22 protein-coding genes and 1 pseudogene are annotated in these 21,902 nt (G+C 67.2%); 16 read left to right on the top strand and 7 right to left on the bottom strand.

Annotated features, from left to right (window positions below; genetic code table 11):
- Positions 1-2: 2 nt before the first annotated feature.
- From EVU97_RS14140 to EVU97_RS14115, 6 genes are all read right to left on the bottom strand, one after another.
- Positions 3-1,145, bottom strand: a complete 1,143-nt coding sequence (locus EVU97_RS14140) for an FAD-dependent oxidoreductase (protein WP_084451526.1) — start codon at positions 1,143-1,145, stop codon at positions 3-5.
- A gap of 47 nt (positions 1,146-1,192) precedes the next feature.
- Complete coding sequence (locus tag EVU97_RS14135) at positions 1,193-1,546, bottom strand: metal-sensitive transcriptional regulator (RefSeq protein ID WP_084451524.1); 354 nt, start codon at positions 1,544-1,546, stop codon at positions 1,193-1,195.
- Positions 1,547-1,612: 66 nt separating this feature from the next.
- Positions 1,613-1,864 (bottom strand): YHS domain-containing protein, encoded by a 252-nt coding sequence (locus EVU97_RS14130; protein WP_075866898.1) that lies wholly within the window; start codon positions 1,862-1,864, stop codon positions 1,613-1,615.
- 53 nt (positions 1,865-1,917) lie between these two features.
- Positions 1,918-4,188, bottom strand: a complete 2,271-nt coding sequence (locus EVU97_RS14125) for a cation-translocating P-type ATPase (RefSeq protein WP_084451522.1) — start codon at positions 4,186-4,188, stop codon at positions 1,918-1,920.
- A gap of 47 nt (positions 4,189-4,235) precedes the next feature.
- Positions 4,236-5,177, bottom strand: coding sequence for a hypothetical protein (locus tag EVU97_RS14120; protein ID WP_075866899.1), 942 nt, complete (start codon positions 5,175-5,177; stop codon positions 4,236-4,238).
- Positions 5,177-5,386 carry a heavy-metal-associated domain-containing protein gene (locus tag EVU97_RS14115; RefSeq protein WP_075866900.1) on the bottom strand — a complete coding sequence of 70 codons (210 nt, stop codon included), beginning with the start codon at positions 5,384-5,386 and terminating at the stop codon, positions 5,177-5,179. The genes EVU97_RS14120 and EVU97_RS14115 overlap by 1 nt, the downstream gene beginning before the upstream one ends.
- Before the next feature lie 501 nt (positions 5,387-5,887).
- On the opposite strand from EVU97_RS14115, the gene EVU97_RS14110 reads away from it, so the two are divergent.
- From EVU97_RS14110 to EVU97_RS14055, 12 genes are all read left to right on the top strand, one after another.
- On the top strand, positions 5,888-6,736 hold the full coding sequence (locus tag EVU97_RS14110) for a helix-turn-helix domain-containing protein (RefSeq protein ID WP_075866901.1): 849 nt from the start codon (positions 5,888-5,890) through the stop codon (positions 6,734-6,736).
- A gap of 246 nt (positions 6,737-6,982) precedes the next feature.
- Entirely contained in the window at positions 6,983-8,071 is a 1,089-nt protein-coding gene (locus tag EVU97_RS14105; protein WP_075866902.1) for an ImmA/IrrE family metallo-endopeptidase, read from the top strand.
- A gap of 29 nt (positions 8,072-8,100) precedes the next feature.
- The gene (locus EVU97_RS14100) at positions 8,101-9,009 is read left to right on the top strand and encodes a bifunctional DNA primase/polymerase (protein WP_240730250.1); all 909 of its coding nucleotides are present in this window, start codon (positions 8,101-8,103) and stop codon (positions 9,007-9,009) included.
- Positions 9,009-9,770 (top strand): DUF2637 domain-containing protein, encoded by a 762-nt coding sequence (locus EVU97_RS14095; protein WP_084451518.1) that lies wholly within the window; start codon positions 9,009-9,011, stop codon positions 9,768-9,770. The genes EVU97_RS14100 and EVU97_RS14095 overlap by 1 nt, the downstream gene beginning before the upstream one ends.
- A complete protein-coding gene (locus tag EVU97_RS14090) occupies positions 9,767-10,192 on the top strand; it encodes a hypothetical protein (RefSeq protein WP_075866904.1) in 426 nt (141 codons plus the stop codon). The genes EVU97_RS14095 and EVU97_RS14090 overlap by 4 nt, the downstream gene beginning before the upstream one ends.
- 88 nt (positions 10,193-10,280) lie before the next feature.
- Positions 10,281-11,156 (top strand): hypothetical protein, encoded by an 876-nt coding sequence (locus tag EVU97_RS14085; protein ID WP_084451516.1) that lies wholly within the window; start codon positions 10,281-10,283, stop codon positions 11,154-11,156.
- On the top strand, positions 11,143-12,180 hold the full coding sequence (locus tag EVU97_RS14080) for a ParB N-terminal domain-containing protein (protein ID WP_084451514.1): 1,038 nt from the start codon (positions 11,143-11,145) through the stop codon (positions 12,178-12,180). Before EVU97_RS14085 ends, EVU97_RS14080 begins: the two co-directional genes overlap by 14 nt.
- Before the next feature lie 40 nt (positions 12,181-12,220).
- Positions 12,221-12,898, top strand: coding sequence for a hypothetical protein (locus tag EVU97_RS14075; RefSeq protein ID WP_084451512.1), 678 nt, complete (start codon positions 12,221-12,223; stop codon positions 12,896-12,898).
- Positions 12,899-12,917: 19 nt separating this feature from the next.
- Entirely contained in the window at positions 12,918-14,573 is a 1,656-nt protein-coding gene (locus EVU97_RS14070) for a M23 family metallopeptidase (protein WP_129666704.1), read from the top strand.
- A 174-nt stretch (positions 14,574-14,747) separates the two neighbouring features.
- A complete protein-coding gene (locus EVU97_RS14065) occupies positions 14,748-15,875 on the top strand; it encodes a site-specific integrase (RefSeq protein WP_075866905.1) in 1,128 nt (375 codons plus the stop codon).
- On the top strand, positions 15,872-16,216 hold the full coding sequence (locus EVU97_RS14060; RefSeq protein ID WP_075866906.1) for a helix-turn-helix transcriptional regulator: 345 nt from the start codon (positions 15,872-15,874) through the stop codon (positions 16,214-16,216). The genes EVU97_RS14065 and EVU97_RS14060 overlap by 4 nt, the downstream gene beginning before the upstream one ends.
- An 8-nt stretch (positions 16,217-16,224) precedes the next feature.
- Positions 16,225-17,889 carry a hypothetical protein gene (locus EVU97_RS14055; protein WP_129666701.1) on the top strand — a complete coding sequence of 555 codons (1,665 nt, stop codon included), beginning with the start codon at positions 16,225-16,227 and terminating at the stop codon, positions 17,887-17,889.
- A gap of 12 nt (positions 17,890-17,901) precedes the next feature.
- On the opposite strand, the pseudogene chrA reads toward EVU97_RS14055, so the two are convergent.
- A pseudogene (gene chrA / locus EVU97_RS14050) lies at positions 17,902-19,121 on the bottom strand (chromate efflux transporter).
- Between the two features lie 47 nt (positions 19,122-19,168).
- Here chrA and EVU97_RS14045 point away from each other — a divergent pair.
- From EVU97_RS14045 to EVU97_RS14030, 4 genes are all read left to right on the top strand, one after another.
- The gene (locus EVU97_RS14045) at positions 19,169-19,837 is read left to right on the top strand and encodes a helix-turn-helix domain-containing protein (protein WP_075866907.1); all 669 of its coding nucleotides are present in this window, start codon (positions 19,169-19,171) and stop codon (positions 19,835-19,837) included.
- Between the two features lie 387 nt (positions 19,838-20,224).
- Positions 20,225-20,491 (top strand): DUF6112 family protein, encoded by a 267-nt coding sequence (locus EVU97_RS14040; RefSeq protein WP_075866908.1) that lies wholly within the window; start codon positions 20,225-20,227, stop codon positions 20,489-20,491.
- Positions 20,492-20,621: 130 nt separating this feature from the next.
- Positions 20,622-20,891: a DUF6112 family protein gene (locus EVU97_RS14035; RefSeq protein ID WP_075866909.1), complete on the top strand. Its 270-nt coding sequence runs from the start codon at positions 20,622-20,624 to the stop codon at positions 20,889-20,891.
- Between the two features lie 28 nt (positions 20,892-20,919).
- Positions 20,920-21,902, top strand: a 983-nt coding sequence (locus EVU97_RS14030) for a conjugal transfer protein TrbL (RefSeq protein WP_129666698.1), incomplete at its 3' end; no start/stop codon positions are given.

The following is a 21,902-nucleotide window of genomic DNA, read 5'->3' as shown; positions in this document are numbered from 1 at the left end:
GCCTAGGCCTGCACGCCGTGGAGCTGCTGTCCCCACTGGTAGACGGTGCCGACCGCGTCGATGCCGGTGACGCCGACGACCATACCGTCGGTCTCGTGGCGGACGATGAACTCCTCGCCGGCTTCCAGGTAGGTGTTTGTGCCGGCCGTGTACCCGACTCCGGAGATCATCTGACCGTAGACCATCGCCATGTAGGGGCTGCGTGGCAGGTAGGTGCTCGGATCGTCGCTGATGCCGAGGTCGTGCAATGCGGCCTGTGCGGCGTGCGCACCCTGCGCGGCGGCGTCTTCCCAATGGTCGATGCGCCAGGCGCCCAGTGCTTCGTCGTGATGCGTGGCCACACCTCCAGCGGCGTAGACGTGGTCTGCTGCGGCGCGGAGGTGATCGTCGACGTCGATGCCGTTCGTCCACGGTGACGGGGCTGCGGGCGTCGTGCCGAGCGCAACGAGGAGGAAGTCGGCCACAATAGGATCGCCGTCGTCGAGGGTGATGGCGACACCGGATTCTGTTTCGTCGACATGCTGGAGAGTGCGACCGAATCGAGTCTGCACCTTGGCGGCATGGTCGGCGGCGAGGCGTTCAGCCACGGGCGCCCCAAACGCTCCGATGCCGGGAACGGAACTGCGAGAGACCAGCGTGACCATGTGTCCGTCGGCTTGCAGCGACGAGGCGGTCTCGGCTGCGATGATTCCGCCGCCGTAGATCGCCACGCGCGCCGGCCGTCCCAGGCCGGTCAGCAACTTTCGGATGCCGAGGGCATCCTCCACGGAGTGAAGAGCGGTGACCCTCCCTTGTCCGGCGTCGTCGCCGAACACGTCAGCGGGCAGGGAACGGGGCATGCTCCCGGTCGCGACGATGAGCGCGTCGTAGGAGACCTGTGCGCCGGAGGTCAGCCGGACCTGCTTCGCCGAGGTGTCGACTTCGAGCACGGTGTCGGCGATGACCTCGATCTGAGGCAGCGGGAGCTTGATCATCTCCGGCGGTGTCGGACCGAACGCGATTCCCTTGATGAGCATCCGCGTATAGGGCGTCTCCCCGGTGCGGGTCACCAGCGTCACCCGGACATCGTCGCGTGAGGCGAGAGTGCGGGTGGCTGCGGCCCCGGCTGCTCCCGAGCCGAGGATGAGGACGTGCTGGGTGGTCATAGAGGAACTCCTGGGCTGCTGGTCGTGGTCGAACTGGTGCGTCGGCGTCAGGAGCGAACGAGGCGGGCGATGGCCTCGGATGCCTCGCCGAGCCTCTGCTCGCTGACTGGTCCGCCGGCGACTGCGGCGTCGAGGACGCAATGCTTGAGGTGATCGTCGAGCAGGCCGAGGGCGACGTTCTCGAGTGCCCTGGTGGCTGCGGAGATCTGGGTGAGGATGTCTATGCAGTAGCGGTCCTCGTCGACCATCCGATCAATGCCGCGGATCTGGCCTTCGAGGCGTCGCAGGCGATTGCGGTACTTCGTCTTGTCGCTGATGTATCCGTGGTCGGACGCGTCGCCGTCGCCTCCTGCGGGGTAGGTGTCGAGGTGGGTTTCGGTGGTGGGGGTCGTAGTGGTCATGTCGGTTCGCTCCGATCAGGTGGCGGGGTGCCGCAGCGGTGCCGCGGCACCCCGCACGCTGGTGGATTACGCCATGTTGGCGGCGTACTTGGCCGGATCCGAATCGAACGCGGGGCCGCAGCCGGCGCAGCAGAAGTAGTAGCGCTCGCCGTCGAAGTCGCGGTAGAGTCCGGCGGCTTCGGCGGTCTTCTTGCTGACCGGGGTTCCGACCATGACCGGGCAGGTGGTCATGTCATCGGCTCCCCCGCCGAGCAGGTTCTCGCGTCCACCGTTCTCGGCGGCGGGGTTAGTCTCGTTCGTGCTGCAGCAGCTGCTCATTCTCTGGTGTTCCTTCGTTGTTGGATTCGTGTGGATGGGTGGGTTCTCGTTCGTCACTTCGTGGCGACGCTCTTGAACCCGCGCAGGCGGAGGCTGTTGCCGACGACGAAGACGCTGGAGAACGCCATCGCCGCGCCTGCGAGCATGGGGTTGAGCATGCCCAGCGCTGCGACCGGGATCGCGGCGGTGTTGTAGGCGAATGCCCAGAACAGGTTGGTCTTGATCGTCGACAGGGTCTTACGGGACAGACGGATCGCGTCGACCGCGGCCCGCAGATCACCGCGGACCAGGGTGATGTCGGAGGCCTCGATCGCGACGTCGGTGCCGGTGCCCATCGCCAGGCCCAGGTCGGCCTGCGCGAGCGCGGGGGCGTCGTTGACGCCGTCGCCGACCATCGCGACGATCTTGCCCTCGGATTGAAGACGGGTGACGACGTCGACCTTGTCCTTGGGCAGCACCTCGGCGATAACCTCCTCGATGCCGACCTCGGCGGCGATCTGGCGGGCCACGGCCTCATTGTCACCGGTGAGCAGCACCGGGGTCAGGCCGATCTCCTTGAGCCCGCGGATCGCCTCTGCGCTCGTGGGCTTGACGGTGTCGGCGACGACGAGGATGCCGCGCGCAGCACCGTCCCAGCCGATCGCGACGACCGTCTTGCCTTCACCCTCGGCCTGAGCCTTCGCCTGTGCGACCTCCGGAGAGAGCTTCTGCGACCAATCGGCCAGCAGCGATTCGCGTCCGACGACGACCGGGGTGCCCTCGACGATGCCCTGCACGCCCTTGCCCTCGACATTGGCGAAGTCTTCTGGCGTGGGCAGCTGGCCGACTTCCTGGGTGGCGCCCTTGGCGATCGCCTGAGCGATCGGGTGCTCCGAGGAGTCCTCCAGCGCACCCGCGAGGCGCAGCAGCTCGGCACGGTCCACACCGGCTTCGGTGATCACATCGGTAAGGGTCATCTTGCCGCTGGTGACGGTACCGGTCTTGTCGAGCACGACGGTATCGACCTTGCGGGTGGACTCCAGCACCTCCGGGCCCTTGATGAGGATGCCCATCTGCGCCCCGCGGCCGGTGCCGACGAGCAGCGCGGTCGGAGTCGCGAGCCCGAGCGCGCAGGGGCACGCGATGACGAGCACGGCGACCGCTGCGGTGAACGCGGCGGCGACGGGGAATCCGCCTCCCAGCCAGGCGCCGAGGGTGATGAACGCGACGACGATGACGATCGGCACGAACACGCCGGAGATCTTGTCGGCCAGACGCTGCACCTCGGCCTTGCCAGTCTGCGCGTCCTCGACGAGCTTCGCCATCTGCGCAAGCTGCGTGTCCGAGCCGACACGGGTCGCCCGCACGACAAGGCGGCCGCCCGCGTTGACGGTGGCACCGGTGACCGAGTCGCCCTCGCGGACCTCGACCGGTACGGACTCGCCGGTGAGCATGGAGGCGTCCACCGCGGAGGAGCCGGAGGTCACGATGCCGTCGGTGGCGATCTTCTCGCCCGGACGAACGATGAACTCGTCGCCGACCTGGAGGTCAGAGGTGGGGATCTTCACCTCAACGCCGTCGCGGAGCACGGCGACTTCCTTCGCGCCGAGCTCCAGGAGGGCGCGCAGCGCGGCCCCGGCCTGGCGCTTGGAGCGCTTCTCGAAGTAGCGGCCGGCGAGGATAAACATCGTCACGCCCGCGCCAACTTCGAGATAGATGTTCGCCGCGCCATCCGAGGGAGCGATCGTGAACTCGAACGGGTGCGTCATCCCGGGTGTGCCAGCGGTTCCGAAGAATAGTGCGTAGACGGACCACAGCAGTGCGACCGAGGTGCCCATCGAGATGAGTGTGTCCATCGTCGCGGTGCCGTGCTTGAGGTTCGTCCATGCGGCCTTGTGGAACGGCCAGGCTGCCCAGATGATCACCGGGGCGGCAAGCGCGAGCGAGGCCCACTGCCAATATACGAACTGCAGTGCGGGGATCATGGCCATGGCGATCACGGGAACCGTGAGCACAATGGCGCCGACTAGCCGATGGCGCAGCGAGGTGAGCTCAGTGTCTTCCTCCTCCCCGGCCTCGGTCTCCGACGTGTTCGCCGTGGTGTCCTTGGGCTTGGGCAGCGCAGCCGTGTAGCCGGTCTTCTCGACCTCGGCGACCAGCAGTGCCGGATCGTAGCCGGCAGGCACGGTGACCTTGGCCTTCTCCGTGGCGTAGTTGACCGTGGCCGCGACGCCGTCGAGCTTGTTCAGCTTCTTCTCGATCCGGTTCGCACAGGAGGCGCAGGTCATCCCGCCGATCTCCAGCTCGATGTCCGGCCCACCGGTGGGGGGCGCTGATGTGCTCATCCTCTTCCTTCTCTCTTCAGCTCTCGTGCGACGCCAGTCCCTGCGGGTCAGTGGCCGTCGGTATGCGAATCGTCTGTCTGCGAGCCGTCACCATGCTTGGCGTCGATCACGAACTCGGCGGTGTGCACCTGCCCGTCGACCTGGAAGTCCAGGTAGAGCAGGTAGCGGTCGGCGGTCGGGGCCTCCGCTGCGAATCCGATCTCGGGTCCGGCCGTGTCCCCGGCCTGGGGCTCGTCGCCCTCGGCGTGGACGTGCAGGTAGGCGAGGTCGCCTTCGCGCAGCGCCACCAGGTGACCGAACGCGCCCAGGTAGGGCTCCAGCGTGGTCACCGGCTCCCCGTCGCGCTCGACCGAGATGGTGAGCTCGCTTGAGGTGCCCGCAGTGAGGTCGCCGTTCAGGGAGACGGTGTATCCGTCGACCTCGTCGGTGATCTGAGCCTCGGTCTCGACGGGGGTGAAGTCGCCCGCCACCTCGACGGCGCGAGTCAGGGTGATGCCTTCGGCTCCCTCGCCCGCGGGTGTGAAGTCGGCGTACACGCGGTAGGTGCCGGCTTCGTCCCAGGTCCACGGCACCGACCAAGTGCCTGTGCTCGTGTCGAGTTCGGGGTGCACGTGCTGGAAACCGGTACCATCGGTGCGAACGGCGATCAGATGCAGGTCCTTCTCGTGTGCGGTGGTGTACTCGGTCACCGCTTCGCCAGACTCGTCGAGGATCTGGAAGCTCAGCTTTCCATCCTCGCCTGCAGCCGTGGGAGCCTGGACCGGGGAGAGCACGAAGCCGTCCGCGCTTGCGGAGACCCCGTTCAGAGCGGGCTCCGCAGTTTCCTGCGCAGCGCCGCCGTGCCCTTCACCGTGTGTGTTCACGTCACTTCCTTCTGCCCATGCTGCTACGAAGCTGTCGGGAATGACGGCGCCGGCGAGGCCGAAGGCCCCGCCGAACGCCACCACCAACCCGGCCCCGTAGAGCGCGAGCCGTCCTCCGGCCTTCATCAGACGCGCACCGCCGAGTAGCCGGCCTCCTCGACCGCCGCGAGGACCTTGGCATCGTCGATCTCGCCCTCGGAGGTGACGTTGAGCTTGCCGGTCTGCGCGCTGACCTGGATGTCCTGGACGCCGGGGATCTCGCCGACCTCCTCGCGGATCGACATCTCGCAGTGCCCGCATGTCATGCCCGTCACCTGGTAATCGTTCGAAGCCATCAGGTATCCTCCTTCTATGCAGTAGTACCCCTACCGGGTACGTGTACAAGTCAACGGTATACCCCTGGCAGGTATTCCGCAAGAAGGGAGGCGATCGTGTGAGCCGCATCGCAGATGTGCTGCGGGCAATGGTTGGAGCGTCCGAGGTGAGCCTCGTGGCGCAACGATGCTGCGGGGCGACCCGCTGGGCGGTGTCGCTGCGCGTCGGAGAGTAGTGAGCCCCGGCCTTATGAGAACCGTGGACTGCCTTGCCGCGTCGGCGAAGGCAGTGACGACCGGTACGGGCCGGACACCCACCAAACGCCGATCAGTCGCTGGTGCTCATGGTACGAAGCCGGCCGTGCCAACTCGATTCGCAGGCGTTCGAGATTGGTGAGTGGATCAGACGAATCCCAGCTGGAGTGCGCAGTTACGCCGGAGACAGTTAGCGGCTCCTGTGCTGCGCATTGGCATATCCCTCTGGTCGCGGACACACGCACGATGCATAGGCCTGTCGGTCCGATGGTCTACGACTGCCTCAAGATCGTGTTCATCCGATCGGGATCGGCGATCATGTTCAGCGAGTTCGGTCGTCAGGCAGTCAACGTCGGTGACGCAATTCTCCTTGGCCCGAACGTGCTGTTCAGCAGCGAGCCCGAAGAACTCGTCACGTTCACCTCGATCTACGTCGATACCGATTTCGCTCTCGATCAGTTCTTCTGGCAGCACTCTGCGGTGCTGCATGACCGGCTTGAAGCGCCCAGCTTCGCGGAGAAGGTCTACTCTGAACCTGCGCAGATCCTGCGGCTCGGCAGAGATCGGGCCGGGATGGTTGTGCCGTGGCTGGACGAGATGGTGGCCCTCAGCGTTGAGGAGCAATTCCGAGAGAGATTCAATCGACTCCAGGCACTCTGGTTCGCCGTCATGGATGTGCTCGGACCATTCATCCGCGTCTCGCCTGTGAGGCTGACACCGTTGCAGCGGGCGCGCTCGCGTCCGGTGCTGCCGCGCAGTCGTCGGTTTGCTCCACTGCGTCGTGAATCGCTGCTCGCTCGTGAAGCTCTCCACGAGAACATCGCACATCCATGGACGCTTGGTGAGCTGGCCGAGACTGTGCGGTTGTCCCCGCAGCAGCTGACTCGCGTGTTCGCTGAGGCGTTCGGGAAGACCCCGATCGCCTATCTGACGATGCTGCGTGTTCAGGAGATGGCCCGGCTGCTGCGCGAAACCGATCTCCCCGTTGCCCGCGTCGGCCGGCGGGTCGGGTGGTCGAGCCGGTCGCGGGCGACGGAGGCGTTCATCGAGCACATCGGGCTCAGCCCGAGCCGCTATCGGGCCATGCGCCCCGTTGGTGAAGAACGCCCGCTGTAGGGGCAGTCGCGTCCGGGAAATCATCACTTCGTCCGGCGTCCGACCGTACTTGACCTCCGCTCGCCCAGTAGGAGAGCCGTCGCTGGTAGTCCAGTGAGTCCACGTCAGGTGCCGCCGCGTTCCTGATGGCCAACATACCGATCCTGTCGTTCGCTGACCGTCTGACTCGCCGGATGCGCCTGGCGCACCTCGCTGGTGCAGGGTCTGCCGCTTCTACGCGGTGGCCTGCCGAGAGGAGGCCGGACGATGGCGACGAGGGAAGAGGCCCGCCAGAAGCGGGAAGCGAGGCTCGATGAGCTCCACGAGACGCTGACCGGCGCGGTCGAGCAGCTCATCACGGGCGAGGACTGGGCCGACGCGCTGAGGTTCGCCGCCCGGTTCCGGTCACGGTCGTTCAACAACACGCTTCTCATCTGGAAACAGCACGAGGCGAACTATGCGGCCGGGAAAGTGGCCTCGCCGTTCCCGACCTATGTGGCCGGCGCCGGGCAGTGGCAGAAGATGGGTCGGCACATCCTCAAAGGCCAGAAGCACTACGGTATCCTCGCTCCGTTCAAGGCACGGTTCGCCACGGCGACACCGAAGGACCCTGACTCCTGGCGGCGCCTGGGCCGGTATGAGAAGCCCAAGCCCGGCGAGGCCGTCCGCACACGCATGGTCGGTGTGGTCCCCGCGCGGGTCTTCGATGTCGCCCAGACCGGCGGCGACCCGATACCCAAGGCACCGGAACCGACGCTGCTGCAAGGCGAAGCGCCCGAGGGGTTGTGGGAGGGACTGGCCGGGCAGGTGCAGGCCGCCGGGTATGAGCTGATGCGTGTGCCGCATGAGGGCATGATCGACGGCGCGAACGGACGGACCAACTTCACCGACCGATCGGTTGCGGTGCGGGAGAACATGGACGCCGCCTCCCAGGTCAAGACGCTGGCTCATGAGCTCGGGCATGTGCTGATGCACAGCCCCGACCAGGAGGAGGCTCGCCAGCATCGTGGGATCGCGGAGGTCGAAGCCGAGTCCGTCGCGCTCATGGTCGGCGCCGCTCATGGAATGGACACCAGCGACTACACGATCCCGTACGTGTCGGGGTGGGCGGCAACGGTCGATGGCACAGAGCCGGTCGAAGTCGTCAAGGCCACCGGGGAGCGGGTACGTCGGGTAGCGATCGACATCCTCGATGGTCTCGACACTGTTCGACTGCCCGACGGCACCCCACCCGGTCTGGCCAAGGACGGCCCAGCTCGCACCAGCGCGGGCCGCGAGCGGACACCCCAGCAGAGTGCAGGGCCCGATACGGCGAGACGCCCGGCCTCGACAGCCCGGCCGGAGCGGAGGCTGTGATGGCCAGCCGGCGAGGATTCATCTGGGCGGTGCAGCAGATCGATGCGACGACGCCGCTACCGGAGGCAGCCGTCATCTTCGCTCGCGCCGGGGTGCCGGTGTTCCCGTGCGCACCGGGCGGCAAGCAGCCCGTCACCGGGCAGGGGTTCAAGAACGCGACCACGGATCTGGCCCAGGTGCAGGCCTGGTGGCACCGTTTCCCGGCCGCGAACATCGGGATGCCCACGGGTGCCGCCTCGGGGGCGGTGGTCGTGGACGTTGATGTCCATGGCCCTGTCAACGGCTACGACGCGCTCAACCGCGCCGACCGGGCCGGACTGGTGTCGGGGTGGGGGCTGGCCGCACGTTCTGCCTCGGGCGGCCTGCATCTGTACTTCCCGGCCACCGAGGGCGTGGAGCAGCGCTCGTGGCAGGCGGGGCGGGCAGCGATCGACTTTCGCGGTGATGGCGGCTACATCATCGTCCCGCCCTCGCGACGTGCCGTCGGTGGCACCGAGGCGGTCTATCGGGTCGAGAGGATCAATCCCGGCCGGGTCTCGACGGTGGATGCCCAAGCCCTGCGTGACTTCCTCGATCCGAAGCCACCGCCGCGGCCCCGTCCCGCAGGGCTTGCGGCCAATCCGAGCGAGGCAGCGGGACGGCTGGCCGGCTGGGCTGCTCGGGTACCCGAGGGGCAACGCAACTCAGGTGTGTTCTGGGCCGCGTGCAAGATGGCCGAGAACGGCGTGGACCCCTCTGTTGCGGCCGGCACGTTGACCGAGGCCACCGAGCAACCAGATTTCGATGCCCGCGAGATCGGCCGCATCGTCGTCAACGCCTACCACCGCGTCCACGCCACCACCCCGACGACTCGGACCGAGCAGTCGACAGGCCCACCGACCGTGGATCGTTGCCGTGTGGCGGCCTCGCGGGCTCCGACATCGCCACGGGGTCTGTGATGGCCGAGGGCGTGAAGGGCCGGCGATCCGCCGTGGCAGCCGCCGCGGTCGGCAACGTCGTCATCGCGACCGGCGCGTTCTGGTTGTCCTACACCGCATTGGCCGATCTGGCGCAGCGCTCGGGCATCGCGGCCGGCCAGGCGTGGCTGTGGCCCATGCTCGTCGATGGTCTGATCGTGGTGGCCACGGTCGCCGTCGTCGCCCTCGACGGGCACACGACGGCCTGGTACGCCTGGGCACTGCTGATCGCCGGAGCCCTGGTGTCGGTCGCAGCCAACGCCACGCACGCGATCCTCGCCGCCGACACGAGCGTGCCCGGTCTCCTCGCGGCGCTGGTCTCGGCCGTCCCACCCCTGGTCGAGGTCGCCACCACACACCTGCTGGTCGTGCTCATGCGCTTCTCCCGCGCCACCGGCCAACGAGAGCCCGGCACCGATGCCGAAGCTCTGAACCCAGCTCAGGACGCGCACGCCCTGATAACCCGACCACCGCGGGCCGAGCGCGAGTCGCCGCCGGAGCCGCCGACGAGGCCTGTTGACCCCGCACCGGCGGGCCTTGCTCTCGTGGTGGACGAGCCCTCGGCGCAGGGCGAGCCTGCGCCTCGTCGTCTCCGAGCGGCACGACTGCGGGAGAAGGGCTGGTCGAACAAACAGATCGCCGCCGAGCTCGCCGTCCACCCCAGCACCATCGGCCGCTGGTTCACCGCCGCCGACGCAGACCATCCGGAAACCGACGAGAACACCCAGGAGGACCCATCATGAACCCCGACACCCATCCCCAGCACCTGAGCCCACGGCATGCGCTTCGCCAGGGCCCGAGCACTCGTCATCGGGTCGATCCGAGTCCGAAGCAGCCGGACTCCTCGCCTGCTCCCGGCACACCCGAGGCGGTGCAGGCCGCCGACGTCGACCAGAACCGAACCGCCGCCGTGGGCGGGTCGCCACGGAACGCACGGCGCGGACTGGAGTGGGTCCGTCCCACCGATCTGATCGCTCGCGGCTCGGCCACAATGGCCGGACGCGGGATCGACTTCCAGACCGAGCTGGCCCGTAAGGCCCGCGCACCGATGATCCGGGGACTTCACCGGGTGGGCGAGCGAGCCAAGCAGCTGCCACCGATCCAGGCGTTCGGACGCGGCCACGCCCACCGGGCGGCCACGCGCGACGCGGTCGGAAGGTCGTAGGCGGTGACCGGCCATGCGAAGACTAACCATCCCCGAGCGCCCGCTGAGGGCCCTCGTGCGCACCTGCCTCCCAGGAGGTGCCGCGATCATGACCACACACACCACACGAACCGGCGAGCCGGAGGACTACACCACCAGCGAAGGGCTCCGTCGCCTGCTCATCCGGCTGCACGAGGGCGAGGCCGGCGCTTGGCAATCGGACCCTGTCGCTGCCGAGCTGATGGAGTACGCCGCCGAGAAGTACGCGGCCCTGGCCCACAAGCACGGGCTGGACAAGTGGGAGGCCGCATCGGCGGCGTTCGACGTGATGCGCAGCAAGGCCGCCCGCACCGCGTGCGATCCGTGGGGCGTGATCACGCACGCGGTGCGGATCACCTGCATCGCCGAGGAACGCGCCGCCGGGCTGCTGTGCTCGGTGCATCAGGCTCGCCGCCCGACGTTCTCGCGCTTCCACGACGCCGAACGCATCTCGGACCGGGAGAACCCGCTGACGGACTATCGTCCCGAGTTCCAGGTCACCGACCCCTATCCCACCGATCCGGTGACGCTGCACTACGGCGGCGAGGCCACGATTCGGGCGTACACCTCGGCGACCAGCGCCGTCGAAGACGCGATCGCGCTGTTCGCCATGTTGGGCTGGCCGCCGGACACGGCGCGTGCTGCCGTGGAGCACGTCAGCTCCGAGCTGGCACGAATCGGATCGCGCAAGAGCGCGTTCGAGGCGCTGCGCCGTGACAAGTACTCCCGTGCTCTTCTGGACTTGTCGGCGTGGTCCTGGCTGTCGGTGATCAAGACGCTGCTGGGACACCCGAACCCGGCCTATGCGGCCACCAGCCAGGGCAAGGGCCTTCTGCTGCGGCTGGTGATCGGCGAGAACCTGTCGATGCTGCTGCTCGATGACGACCTGGTGCTCACGATCAGCGTGGCCGCACCGAGTCTGAGGTGGCGCGATGGGCTCGCGTGACGGACACATCGAGCTCGACTGGGCCGTCGACGCGATTGTCGTGGGCACCCGGCATCGCACCGACCTGGGCGACATCGACGCGCTGGCCTCCTCGATCGACCGGCACGGGCTGCTCCAGCCCCTGACGTTGACCTCCCAGGGCGTGCTGGTCTGCGGCTACCGCCGGCTCACGGCGATCAAGAAGCTCAACTGGCGCACGACCGGGGTATGGATTCGCTCGGGCGTCTCGGACCGCCTCGGGCACCTGCTGGCCGAGCAGGACGACAACAACCATCACAAGGCGCTGACCCAGACCGAGGCCGCCGCGCTGTACCGCGAGACCAAGACGCTGATGGCCGAGGACGCTGCCCGGCGGAAGAAGGCCACACAGTTCAGCAGCGACAACCAGCCCGGAAACGGCGGTCCTGCCAATTTGGCAGGACCGTCACCGGCTGACGCCGCGGAGGCTCCAGCCGGGGCGATGGGCACCGCCCGCGAACAGGCCGCCCGGCTGATCACCGGCCGCGCCTCCTACACGACACTGGAGCGCACCGGATTCCTCCAGCAGCTCCTCGAAGACCCGGCCACAGCCGAGCATGTCCGGGCCGAGGCCGCGACCGGGCTCGAACAGATCGAGGCCGGCGCACCCGTCCACCCGATCTACGAGCGCCTGCGCTCCCTGGCCGGTCAGGCCACCGAGCGCCGCCAGGACGACCTGGACGAGATGGCGAAGCAGGCCCTGGCCCGCGTGCGAGCCGCCGAAGCGACCAAGCGGCCCCGTAGCGGGCAGCCCAGCCGGCCCCGGCAGAGCGTGCCGGGCCGCTGGCCGGTGCGGGCCTTCCTGACGACGTTCGAGGAACTGACCGACTGGTGGACCCACTACGACCCAGCCACCTTGGCCGCAGAGCTCACCGACGAGCAGGCCGAGATGTTCCTGGGCGTGGCCACTGGCACCGCCGACTTCGCCGAGCAACTGCGTGCCGCACGAGAGGCACTCGGCGACGAGCAGGCCCGCACCGCACGCGGGCACCTGCACGCCATCTGAGCCCGGCCGGCCCAGGGAGCCACGCACGTACCTGGGCGTCATGAACACCACTGACGACTCCCACGCCCGCCGCCGGCTGGTCGCCTGGATCATCGCCGGGATCGCCCTGCTCGTGCTGATCGCCGTCGGCGTCTACGGCCTGCTCATCGGCCCACCCGACACCGACACCCCGCCGGCACCGGCACCGTCGGAGCGAACGGTGGGCCCGCCGCCGAGCGAGAAGCTCACGCCACGACTGCCGGTCATCATCGCCACCGACGACCCCGAAGGCTTCGCCCGGTCGGTGGCCGAAGCCCTGTTCACCTGGGATACCGGCGATGGCCTGATGCCAGCGGACTACAGCTCAGTGATCGTCGAGGTCGGCGACCCGACCGGGTACGAGCAGGCCGGGCTGGCCTCCGACATCTCGACCTACCTGCCCTCGCGGGAAGCGTGGATCGAGCTGCGCAAGCACTCCACCAGCCAGTACCTGAGCATCGAGACCGCCGCCGTCCCCGAAGCCTGGGCCGAGGCCGTCGATCAAGCCCAGCCCGGCCAGCTCCCCGAGGGCGCCACCGCGATCACGATCGAGGGAACCCGGCACCGAGAAGGCATCTGGCAGGACGATCCGGTCTCATCCGAGCACTCGGTGGCGTTCACCATCTTCCTCGCCTGCCCCGAGGACGCCGACTCCTGTCATCTGCTGCGCCTGTCCGAACTCGACAACCCCCTGCGCTGAGAGCACGAGAGGCCCTGCTGTGACCAAGAAGCTCGCCCTGGTTGTCATCGCCGTGCTGCTGCTCGGCCCGATGTTCGCACTCGTCGGCGTCGGGCTGCTGATGAACCCCGCCGCCACTGCCGACTGCACCGTGCCCGGCGGCTCGGTCGAGGTCGGCGAGGTGCCCGACGAGCTCGACGTGGAGACCCGCTCCGGTGAGCGCTTCACCCTGAACCACGACCAGCTCACGCACGCCGCCACGATCATCGAGACCGGCTCGGGGATCGAGGGCGTGGGCCGGCCTGGCATCAAGGTCGCCCTCATGGCGGCCCTGACCGAATCCACCCTGCGCCAGCTTGCCAACACCTCGGCCTACCCCGAAAGCGCGGACTACCCGGACGACGGGGACGGCAGCGACAACGACAGCCTCGGACTGTTCCAGATGCGCCCGCAATCGGGGTGGGGATCGGTCGAAGACCTCATGGACCCCACCTATCAGGCGTCCGCGTTCTACGGCGGACCCGACGGGCCCAACCATGGGTCACCGCGCGGCTTGGTGGACATTCCCGGCTGGGAGCAGATGGACCCCGCCGAGGCGGCCCAGGCGGTCGAGGTCAGTGCCTACCCGGACCGCTACCGCGACTACGATCCGGTCGCCGAGACGATCCTCGACGCGCTCTCGGCCAGCGGCGGCCCCACCGTCGAGCCTGCTGGTCGCGCCGTGACTGCGGCGGCCCCTGCGGAGCGTGGCTCCTCGGGCGTGGTGTTCCCGCTGCCGGAGGACACCTGGGTGGCGACCTCGCCCTTTGGTCCGCGGACGCATCCGATCACCGGCGAGCAGACGATGCACACCGGCAGCGACTTCGCCGCCCCGGACGGAACCCCGATCTTGGCCGCCGCCGATGGCAGCGTGACCGTCGCCGAGTACAGCGACGCGAGCGGCGGGATCGTCGTCATCGAGCACACCATCGATGGCTCCACCGTCGCGACCGCCTACATCCACTCCTGGGCCGATGGCATCCACGTCACCGTCGGCGATCAGGTCAGCGCGGGCCAGCACATCGCCGATGTCGGCAGCTCGGGCATGAGCACGGGACCCCATCTGCATTTCGAGGTCCGCGAGGGCGGCGCCGACGGGGACCATGTCGATCCTGCCGCCTGGCTGAACTCGCATGATGCCGCGGGCCTGCCCGAGGCCGAGACCGGCGCACCGGACGGGGATGAGGGCTGCGTCACCGAGGACGGGGCCACACCGGGCGGCGAGCCCGACCCCATCGAGGGCGACCCGAGCCGGATGGTCGATGACCCCACCAGCGACGGGCAGATCACCGCCCGGCTGCTCCACCTCCACGACCAGACGCTCGGTCGGTACCCCCAGACCTCCTGGGCGTGCTGGTCGCCGCGGCCCGGACAGTCCTCGGAGCATCCGCTCGGCCGCGCGTGCGACATCGCTTTCGGCAATGCCATCGGCCAGTACCCGACGCCCTCGCAACTGGAGGCCGGCTGGGAGGTCACGAACTGGATGAAGGACAACGCCGAGGCCTTGGGCGTGGAGTACCTGATCTGGCAAGGACAGATCTGGAGTCTCAGCCGCGACGATGAGGGGTGGCGTGACTACGGCGGCGGTGGCATGCACGACCCGGACAATGTTACCGGCGGTCACTTCGACCACCTGCACGTCACTGTCGCCGAATAATCTCGGAAGTTACATCTAATGTACGATTCGCACCTTAGATGTACGTCGGATTCGCGTGGTTCAGCGGGATTGCGGGAGTCTCCAATCTAGCACTGGCATGCCTATCTGACCTGGTGTTTCATGGCTGGTCTTACATCTGATGCATGATTAGTACATCTAATGTAAGGTCATTGCATGGTGTTCTCCGATGATCAGCGGCCCGGTTCGGGTGCTTCGTTGCCCTCGGGCAATGTGACGCTGCTGCGTCCGGCGGAGCAGTTCTTCGATGAGATGCTGGCGGGGTGGTCGGCGCAGCAGACCTCTCGGATGCTGGCGAGGCAGACTATCAAGACCCGAGCGTCCCAGGTGCGCCGGTTCGCGGACTTCTGCAACGCCCCGCCGTGGGAGTGGTCGCCGGCCGATGTCGAGGAATGGACAACTGCACTCGTCTCGGGATCGCGGCCGTTGGCGGTCTCGACGGTGCGGGCGCATCAGAACTCGGTCGCGTTGTTCTGCGACTACTTGCTTGACCACCGCTACGGCTGGGTGGATCGCTGCATGGAGTTGTTCGACACGCATCCGGTGCAGGTCTGCCACGAGTGGAACACCGTTGTCCATGTCAGCGATCACGAGGCTCGTCCGGCGGTGCGCCCGCTGTCGAGGATCGAGCTGCAGACGTTCTTCGACTATGCCGATGATCTCGTGGATCGTGCCCGCTCTTCCGGTCGCAAGGGCTGGCTGACGCTGTTTCGCGACGCGACCTTGTTCAAGGCGATGTACGCGTTCGGGCTGCGTCGGCGTGAAGCGGCGATGCTCGACCTCTTCGACTTCACCCGGAACCCGCAGGGGCCGGAGTTCGGCCGGTTCGGGGTCTGCAACGTCCGGTGGGGCAAGGCGATGCGCGGCTCGCAGCCTCGGCGTCGGGCGGTGCTGGCGGTGTTCGGGTGGACTCGCCCGGTGATCGAGGAATACGTCACCGAGGTTCGGCCTCGCTTCGGCCTCGCTGACGAGGCGATCCTGTGGCCGACCGAACGGCAAAGCCGCATCCGTCTCGATCACATCGACGACCGATTCGCCGACTGGCGCGACGACCTCGGACTCGACCCTGTGCTGCACCCGCACTGCCTGCGGCACTCGTATGTCACGCATCTGATCGAGGACGGTTTCGACCCGCTATTCGTCCAGCAGCAGGTCGGCCACCGATGGGGATCGACCACGGCGCTCTACACCGGCGTTTCGGGTGACTACCGCAACCGCACCCTGCGCCGCGCCCTGGATGGGGCGTTCACACCATCGGCAACGATTGAGGGAGGATCATCATGACAAAGACCGTCGCCTACCACTGGCACCTGCGCAAGCTGATGAACGAGAGCGGTATGCAGTCCACCACCGATCTGGTGCCGTTGCTGGCCGACCGGGGCGTGGTGATGACCTCCACCCAGGTCTACCGGATCGTCACCGGGCGGCCCGAACGGTTGAACATGCAGTTCCTCGCCGCGCTCTGCGACATCTTCGGCTGCACCCCGAATGACCTCATCGAACCCTACGTCGCGGCTTCCTCGCGGCGTGGACGCAAGACGGGCACCAGCGGCAAGGCCAAGCCACCGACGAGTGGGAGCAAGAACCGTCCGACGCGAGCGGTGATCACTCCGACTGAGGACTGACCGACCGTATGGCGAGCACGATCGTTTACGGCACCTGCTTTCGTTGCGGACGGATCAAAACCCTGCGCTGGAACCACACATTGGATCGGGGCGAGTGCCGGGCCTGTCGCGCCCGCCGCGCACCGCAGGAGACCTGCACTGGCTGCGGCAGGACGCGACGAGTCAACGCCCGCACCGATGACGGGGGCGCACTCTGCGGCACCTGCTACGCCGAAACTCGAGCCAGTAGCGTCGAGTGCGATGAGTGCGGCAACACCAGGCCGCTGGTCACCCGAGCAGGCGGGAAGCGCGAGGGCGCACGGAATCTCTGCGCCCGCTGCTACCGGCATCCACGCCGACCCTGCGGCATCTGCGGCCGGGTCAAACGCATCGCGCTCAAAGCCACTGCCACCAGCCCGGACATCTGCCCGACCTGCTATCAAGCGCCAGTGATCGACTGCTCGATCTGCGGGAAACAGGCGCTTGGACGGCGCACCACGAACCATGGCCAGCCGAGGTGCTTCGCCTGTCAAGCCGCTCAGCAGATCGACGCCGCTCTCACCGGCCCCGACGGGCGTATCCGCTCCGAGCTTCTGCCCGTGAGAGAGGCGCTGACTGAACTCGAACGGCCCCGCTCGTTGCTGAACAACTGGCACGGCCTGGCCAGCCTGCGGCTGCTGACCGAGATCGCCCAAGGGCGAATCGAACTCAGCCACGAAGCCCTCGACGCGCTGCCGCAGGTGTTCTATGTCAACTACCTCCGCGCCACGCTAGTCACGGCAGGGGCGCTGCCTCACCGAGATGAGAACGCCGCCCGCCTCCACCGCTACGCTGCCACAGCCGCCGACGGGATTACTGGTCCCGAGCATCGAAGCGTGCTCACCCGCTACGCCCGCTGGCACGTCATCGGCCGTGTCAAAACGGACCGGCATGATCGGCTCGCATCGAACGTCGCGGCACGCTGCCGGGGCGACATCGACATCGCCCGAGCGTTCTTCGATCACCTCACCGCGAACGGCTATGACCTGGACGACTGCCCGCAAGCCTGCCTCGACGCCTGGATCACCACCGATCGCAGCCGACGCCTCAGATTCGTCCGTTGGCTCAAACGAGGCGGCTACCTCCCGCTGGCCCGACTGCCAGAACCCACACCGCGCAAAGACCCCGAACACGAGAGCGATCCCGACGAACAGATCGCACTCGCACGTCGTCTCCTGCACGATCCCGACAGCGCCAGCATCGAAGACCGCGCCGCCGCCTGCCTCGTCCTGCTCTATGCCCAACCCGCCGCGAAGATCGTTGCCCTCACCACCGACGACATCCAGATCCGAGACGGCGACACCTACCTCACTCTCGGCCCTGAGCCGCTGCTACTCATGCCACCGCTGGATGCACTCGTAACCGCACTACCGGTCGCCAAGCCGTTCGGCACCGCGAGCACCCTGGCCGATACCCGATGGCTGTTCACCGGCAAGAACGCGGGCACCCACCTGCACCCGGCCTCGCTGATGCGCCGGATGCACCGGCTCGGGATCACCACAAAGGCCAGCCGCAACACCGGCCTGCTGCACCTGGCTTCGACCACACCGCCAGCAGTGTTCGCCTCACTCATCGGCATCCATATCACTACAGCAAGCCGATGGGCTGAACTCTCTGGGGCCGTGTGGAACAGCTACACCGCTCTTGGGCGATGATTTCGATGCTGTTCAGAGAACAGCAAAGCCGATCACTCCTGCTGCGATGACCGCGGCCCATGCGGGGAGCTTCCAGTGGGTCTGGGCGATGAACACCGCTATGGCTAGGGCGAGGGTTGCTGGTGAGGTGACCCCTTGAACAAAGACGGGGTCATAGAGGGCAGCGGCAAGGATGCCCACCACGGACGCGTTGACTCCCATCAGCGCTCGACGAGCGAGCCGCGAGGATCGCAGGCGTTTCCAGAACGGCAGCACGCCAACAACCAGAAGCGCCGCGGGAGGAACATCGCCACCAGCGCGATCGCCGCGCCCAGCACCCCGGTAGGCCCGGTCGTAGTCGAGGCTCCGAGAAAGGCCGAGAATGTGAACAGAGGGCCGGGCACCGCTTGGGCGGCACCGTAACCAGCGAGGAACACATCATGGTCGACCAGCCCGGTCCGGACTGTTTCGGCCTCCAGCAACGGCAGGACGACATGACCGCCGCCGAACACCAATGACCCGGCCCGGTAGAACGCGTCCGCCAATCGGATACTCGGATCATCCGTGACCGCGACCAGCACCGGCAGAGCTACCAGCAGCCCGGCGAACACCATCAGAACGATGGCCCCGATCCGGCGCGAGACACCGATTGCGAACCCTTCACCTTCGTCATGGTCGGCATCATCGCTACGTAGCCACGCCAACCCGGCCAGCCCGCCGACGACGATCGCAGCGACCTGCACCGCGGGATGGGGCACCAGCAGCACCACGATCATCGCCACCGCAGCAACGGTGGCCCGCTTCGCGTCTGGGGTGAGGCTCTTGGCCATCCCGAACACAGCCTGAGCGACAACGGCTACAGCGGCAGCCTTCAGCCCGGCAAGCCAACCCATGCCCGCGGTGTCGCCGAAAGAGGCGACCCCGAATGCGAAGGCGACCAGGATGATCGCCGAGGGCATCGTGAACGCGACCCACGCCGCCAGCAGCCCGCCAATCCCGGCTCGCTGCAGCCCTATCGCCATCCCCACCTGGCTCGAGGCCGGGCCAGGAAGGAACTGACACAGCGCCACCAGGTCGGCGTACACCCGGTCACTGAGCCACCTACGCCGCTCAACAAACGCCTCGCGAAAGTACCCCAGATGCGCCACCGGGCCACCGAAAGAGGTCACCCCGAGACGCAGGAACACCCAGAAGACCTCGGCGATCGACCCCGGATACCTGCGACCGTCATGGACACCTGCTGCATCATTCATCTCGACCATCTTGACCGCGCTCAACTACCTCAGTCAAGATTGAGGCAATGAACACTGAGCAAAATACGGTCGAGCAGCGGGCCGTACGCCACGCCGCCCTCGGCGATCCTGCCCGACTGCGGATCACTGAACTGCTCACTCTCGGCGACCGTTCACCGGCACAACTCAGGCAGGATCTCGACCTTTCTTCAAACTTGCTTGCCCATCACCTGGGCGTTCTGGAACGGGCGGGTCTCATCCGTCGTTCCCGTTCTGAAGGTGATCGCCGTCGCAGCTACATCCAACTCGCCCCCATGGCTCTCGATGGCCTGATCGTGCCGCCAGACCTGCATGCCCGTCGGATCATGTTCGTCTGCACCGGTAACTCCGCCCGCTCACCCCTAGCCGCCGCTCTCTGGACCCGTATCAGTACGATCCCAGCGACCTCCGCAGGAACCCACCCTGCCCCGGCCGTGGCACCACTGGCAACGCGAATCGCAGCAGGTCACGGACTCGACATCACCACACATACCCCGCAGGGAATCAACGAGCACTCCGAGCCCGGAGACCTGCTGGTTACCCTCTGCGACCGCGCCCACGAAGAACTGCGTGGAAACGAACTGCACTGGTCGATCCCGAACCCTGGAACCATCGGCACCGAACGAGCCTACGAGCGGGTCTACGCGGACCTCAACACCCGCATTACCGCCTTCGTAAACCACCTCACGACCTGCTGATCAAGTCATCCCACCGACTTACCAGCAATAACCCGGGCAAGCCCGACGCACCTGTTCGACATGATGCCCCAACAACCGATCAGAACACTTCAAAGCCCAGCGCCCCCGCTATTCCGGCACTTCGATCATCCGACCCTGCCGGTGTAATCTCCGAAGTTGCATCTGATGCACGAATCATGCGTCGGAGGCCGGTGCCGTCGCGCCGCTGTTTCGGCTGGTGCGGCGGCGTTGCCCCACCCTGTCGTGCCCGATCCGGGCGGCGTGCCCCCTGAGCATACTGCGCCTGCGAGGGGCCGTGGGGGTGATGACGGGCGGCCGGCGCACCTGAGGGGCATGGATGCTGTCTACTGCTGGTGCCGGACCACGCCCTGCGGGGGTGGATGAGCGATGGATGTCTTTCCCGATTTCGAGGGCTTGGGTGGCATCGGCGACCTCCAAGAGGTCGTCGGTGCGGCGTTGATGATCGCGCTGATCGTCGCGGTGCTGATGCTGATCGTCTCGGGCATCATCTGGGCGATCGCCACTGCGACCGGCAACTACCAGGCGGCCGCGAAGGCACGCGCCGGAACCCTCGTTGCCCTCGGCGGCGCGATCCTGGCCGGTGCCGCGGTGACCTGGCTGAACTGGCTCATCGACCTCGGCGGCACCCTCTAGACCCGGCACCGTTGCGCACCCGTGACGCCCGCCCCGGACCGGGGCGGGCGTTGTCATGTCCTTGTGCCGAGGGCAGCCGCGCTCACCTCGCAGCAGAACCGACCCATTTCTCGACCAAGGGAGTTCTGCCGTGATTGACATCGACCCCAATAGCGAAGGCCTGCCGGGCATCGAGGCGCTGCGCACGATCGTGGGCGCGACTATGACCATCGGTCTCATCCTCAGCGTCCTCGCCCTGATCGTCTCGGCGATTATCTGGGCTTACGGCTCCAATTCCAGCAATCCGCATCTGAGCGGGAGGGGAAAGATCGGCGTTCTGGTCTCCTGCGGCGCGGCGATCGTGTGTGGCGCGTCGGTCACGCTGATCAATTTCTTCTGGAACGTCGGCCAGGGCGTCTGAGCTCACCCATCATCTTTGGAGGTCCGTGATGGGTGTGTGCGATGTTCCCGTCATCTCAACCGTCTGCGATACCGCGGGCGAAGCCGCTGCCAGCCTCATCTCGGCACCGTTCGACTGGCTCGCCCAGGCGATGGGCGAAGCGGCGGCGTGGCTGTTCGAGTCGGTCTGGACGGTGTTCGACACCACGACTCTGGTCGACGTCCAGCGCCCGGAGTACGTCGAGGTCTACAACCTCGTGTTCGGGATCGCCGCCTTTTTGATGCTGCTGTTCTTCTGCTTCCAGCTCATCACCGCCATGATCCGCCGAGAACCTGGTGGCCTGTCCCGCGCGGCCCTTGGGCTGGCGAAATCGGTGCTCGGGTCGTTCGTGGTGATCACGGTGACCGCGTTGGCCCTGGAGATTGTCGACCAGCTCTGTGTCGGGATCATCCAGGCCGCCGGAGAGACCACCGAGTCCCTGGGCGACAAGATCGCCGCGCTCGTCGTCGGCCTGACCGCGCTGAACATGGGCGCTCCGGGAGTCGCCGCGATCCTGACCATCTTCCTGGCCGGCCTGGCGATCGCGGCGGCCGCGATCGTGTGGCTGAGCCTGTTGGTGCGCAAAGCCTTGCTGCTGGTGACGATCGCCTTGGCCCCGTTGGCGTTCTCCGGCGCGTCCTGGGATGCCAGTCGCGGATGGATCAGCAAGTGGGCGATGTTCGTCATCGCCCTGGTGCTGTCCAAGCTCGTGTTGGTCGTGATCCTGTTGGTTGCGGTCACCCAGGTTGCCGCCCCTATCGACGGTGATCTGGCCTCGGTGAGCGATCCGCTGGCTGGGATCGTGCTGATGGCGATCGCCGGGTTCGCGCCCTACATGACCTATAAGTTCCTCTCCTTCATGGGCTTCGACCTGTATCACGCGATGGGCGCCGAGCAGGAGGCCAAGCAGGCACTCAACCGGCCCGTCCCGACGCCCGGCAAGCCCGGCGGCGATCAGCCCAAGAAGGTCCTCGACGGCGGCAAGGACGGCGG

It is taken from the genome of Dermacoccus sp. 147Ba, from assembly GCF_004151355.1.
In the GTDB taxonomy this organism is placed as follows: Bacteria; Actinomycetota; Actinomycetes; order Actinomycetales; family Dermatophilaceae; genus Dermacoccus; species Dermacoccus abyssi.
This window is presented reverse-complemented; position numbering and strand designations above follow the sequence as displayed.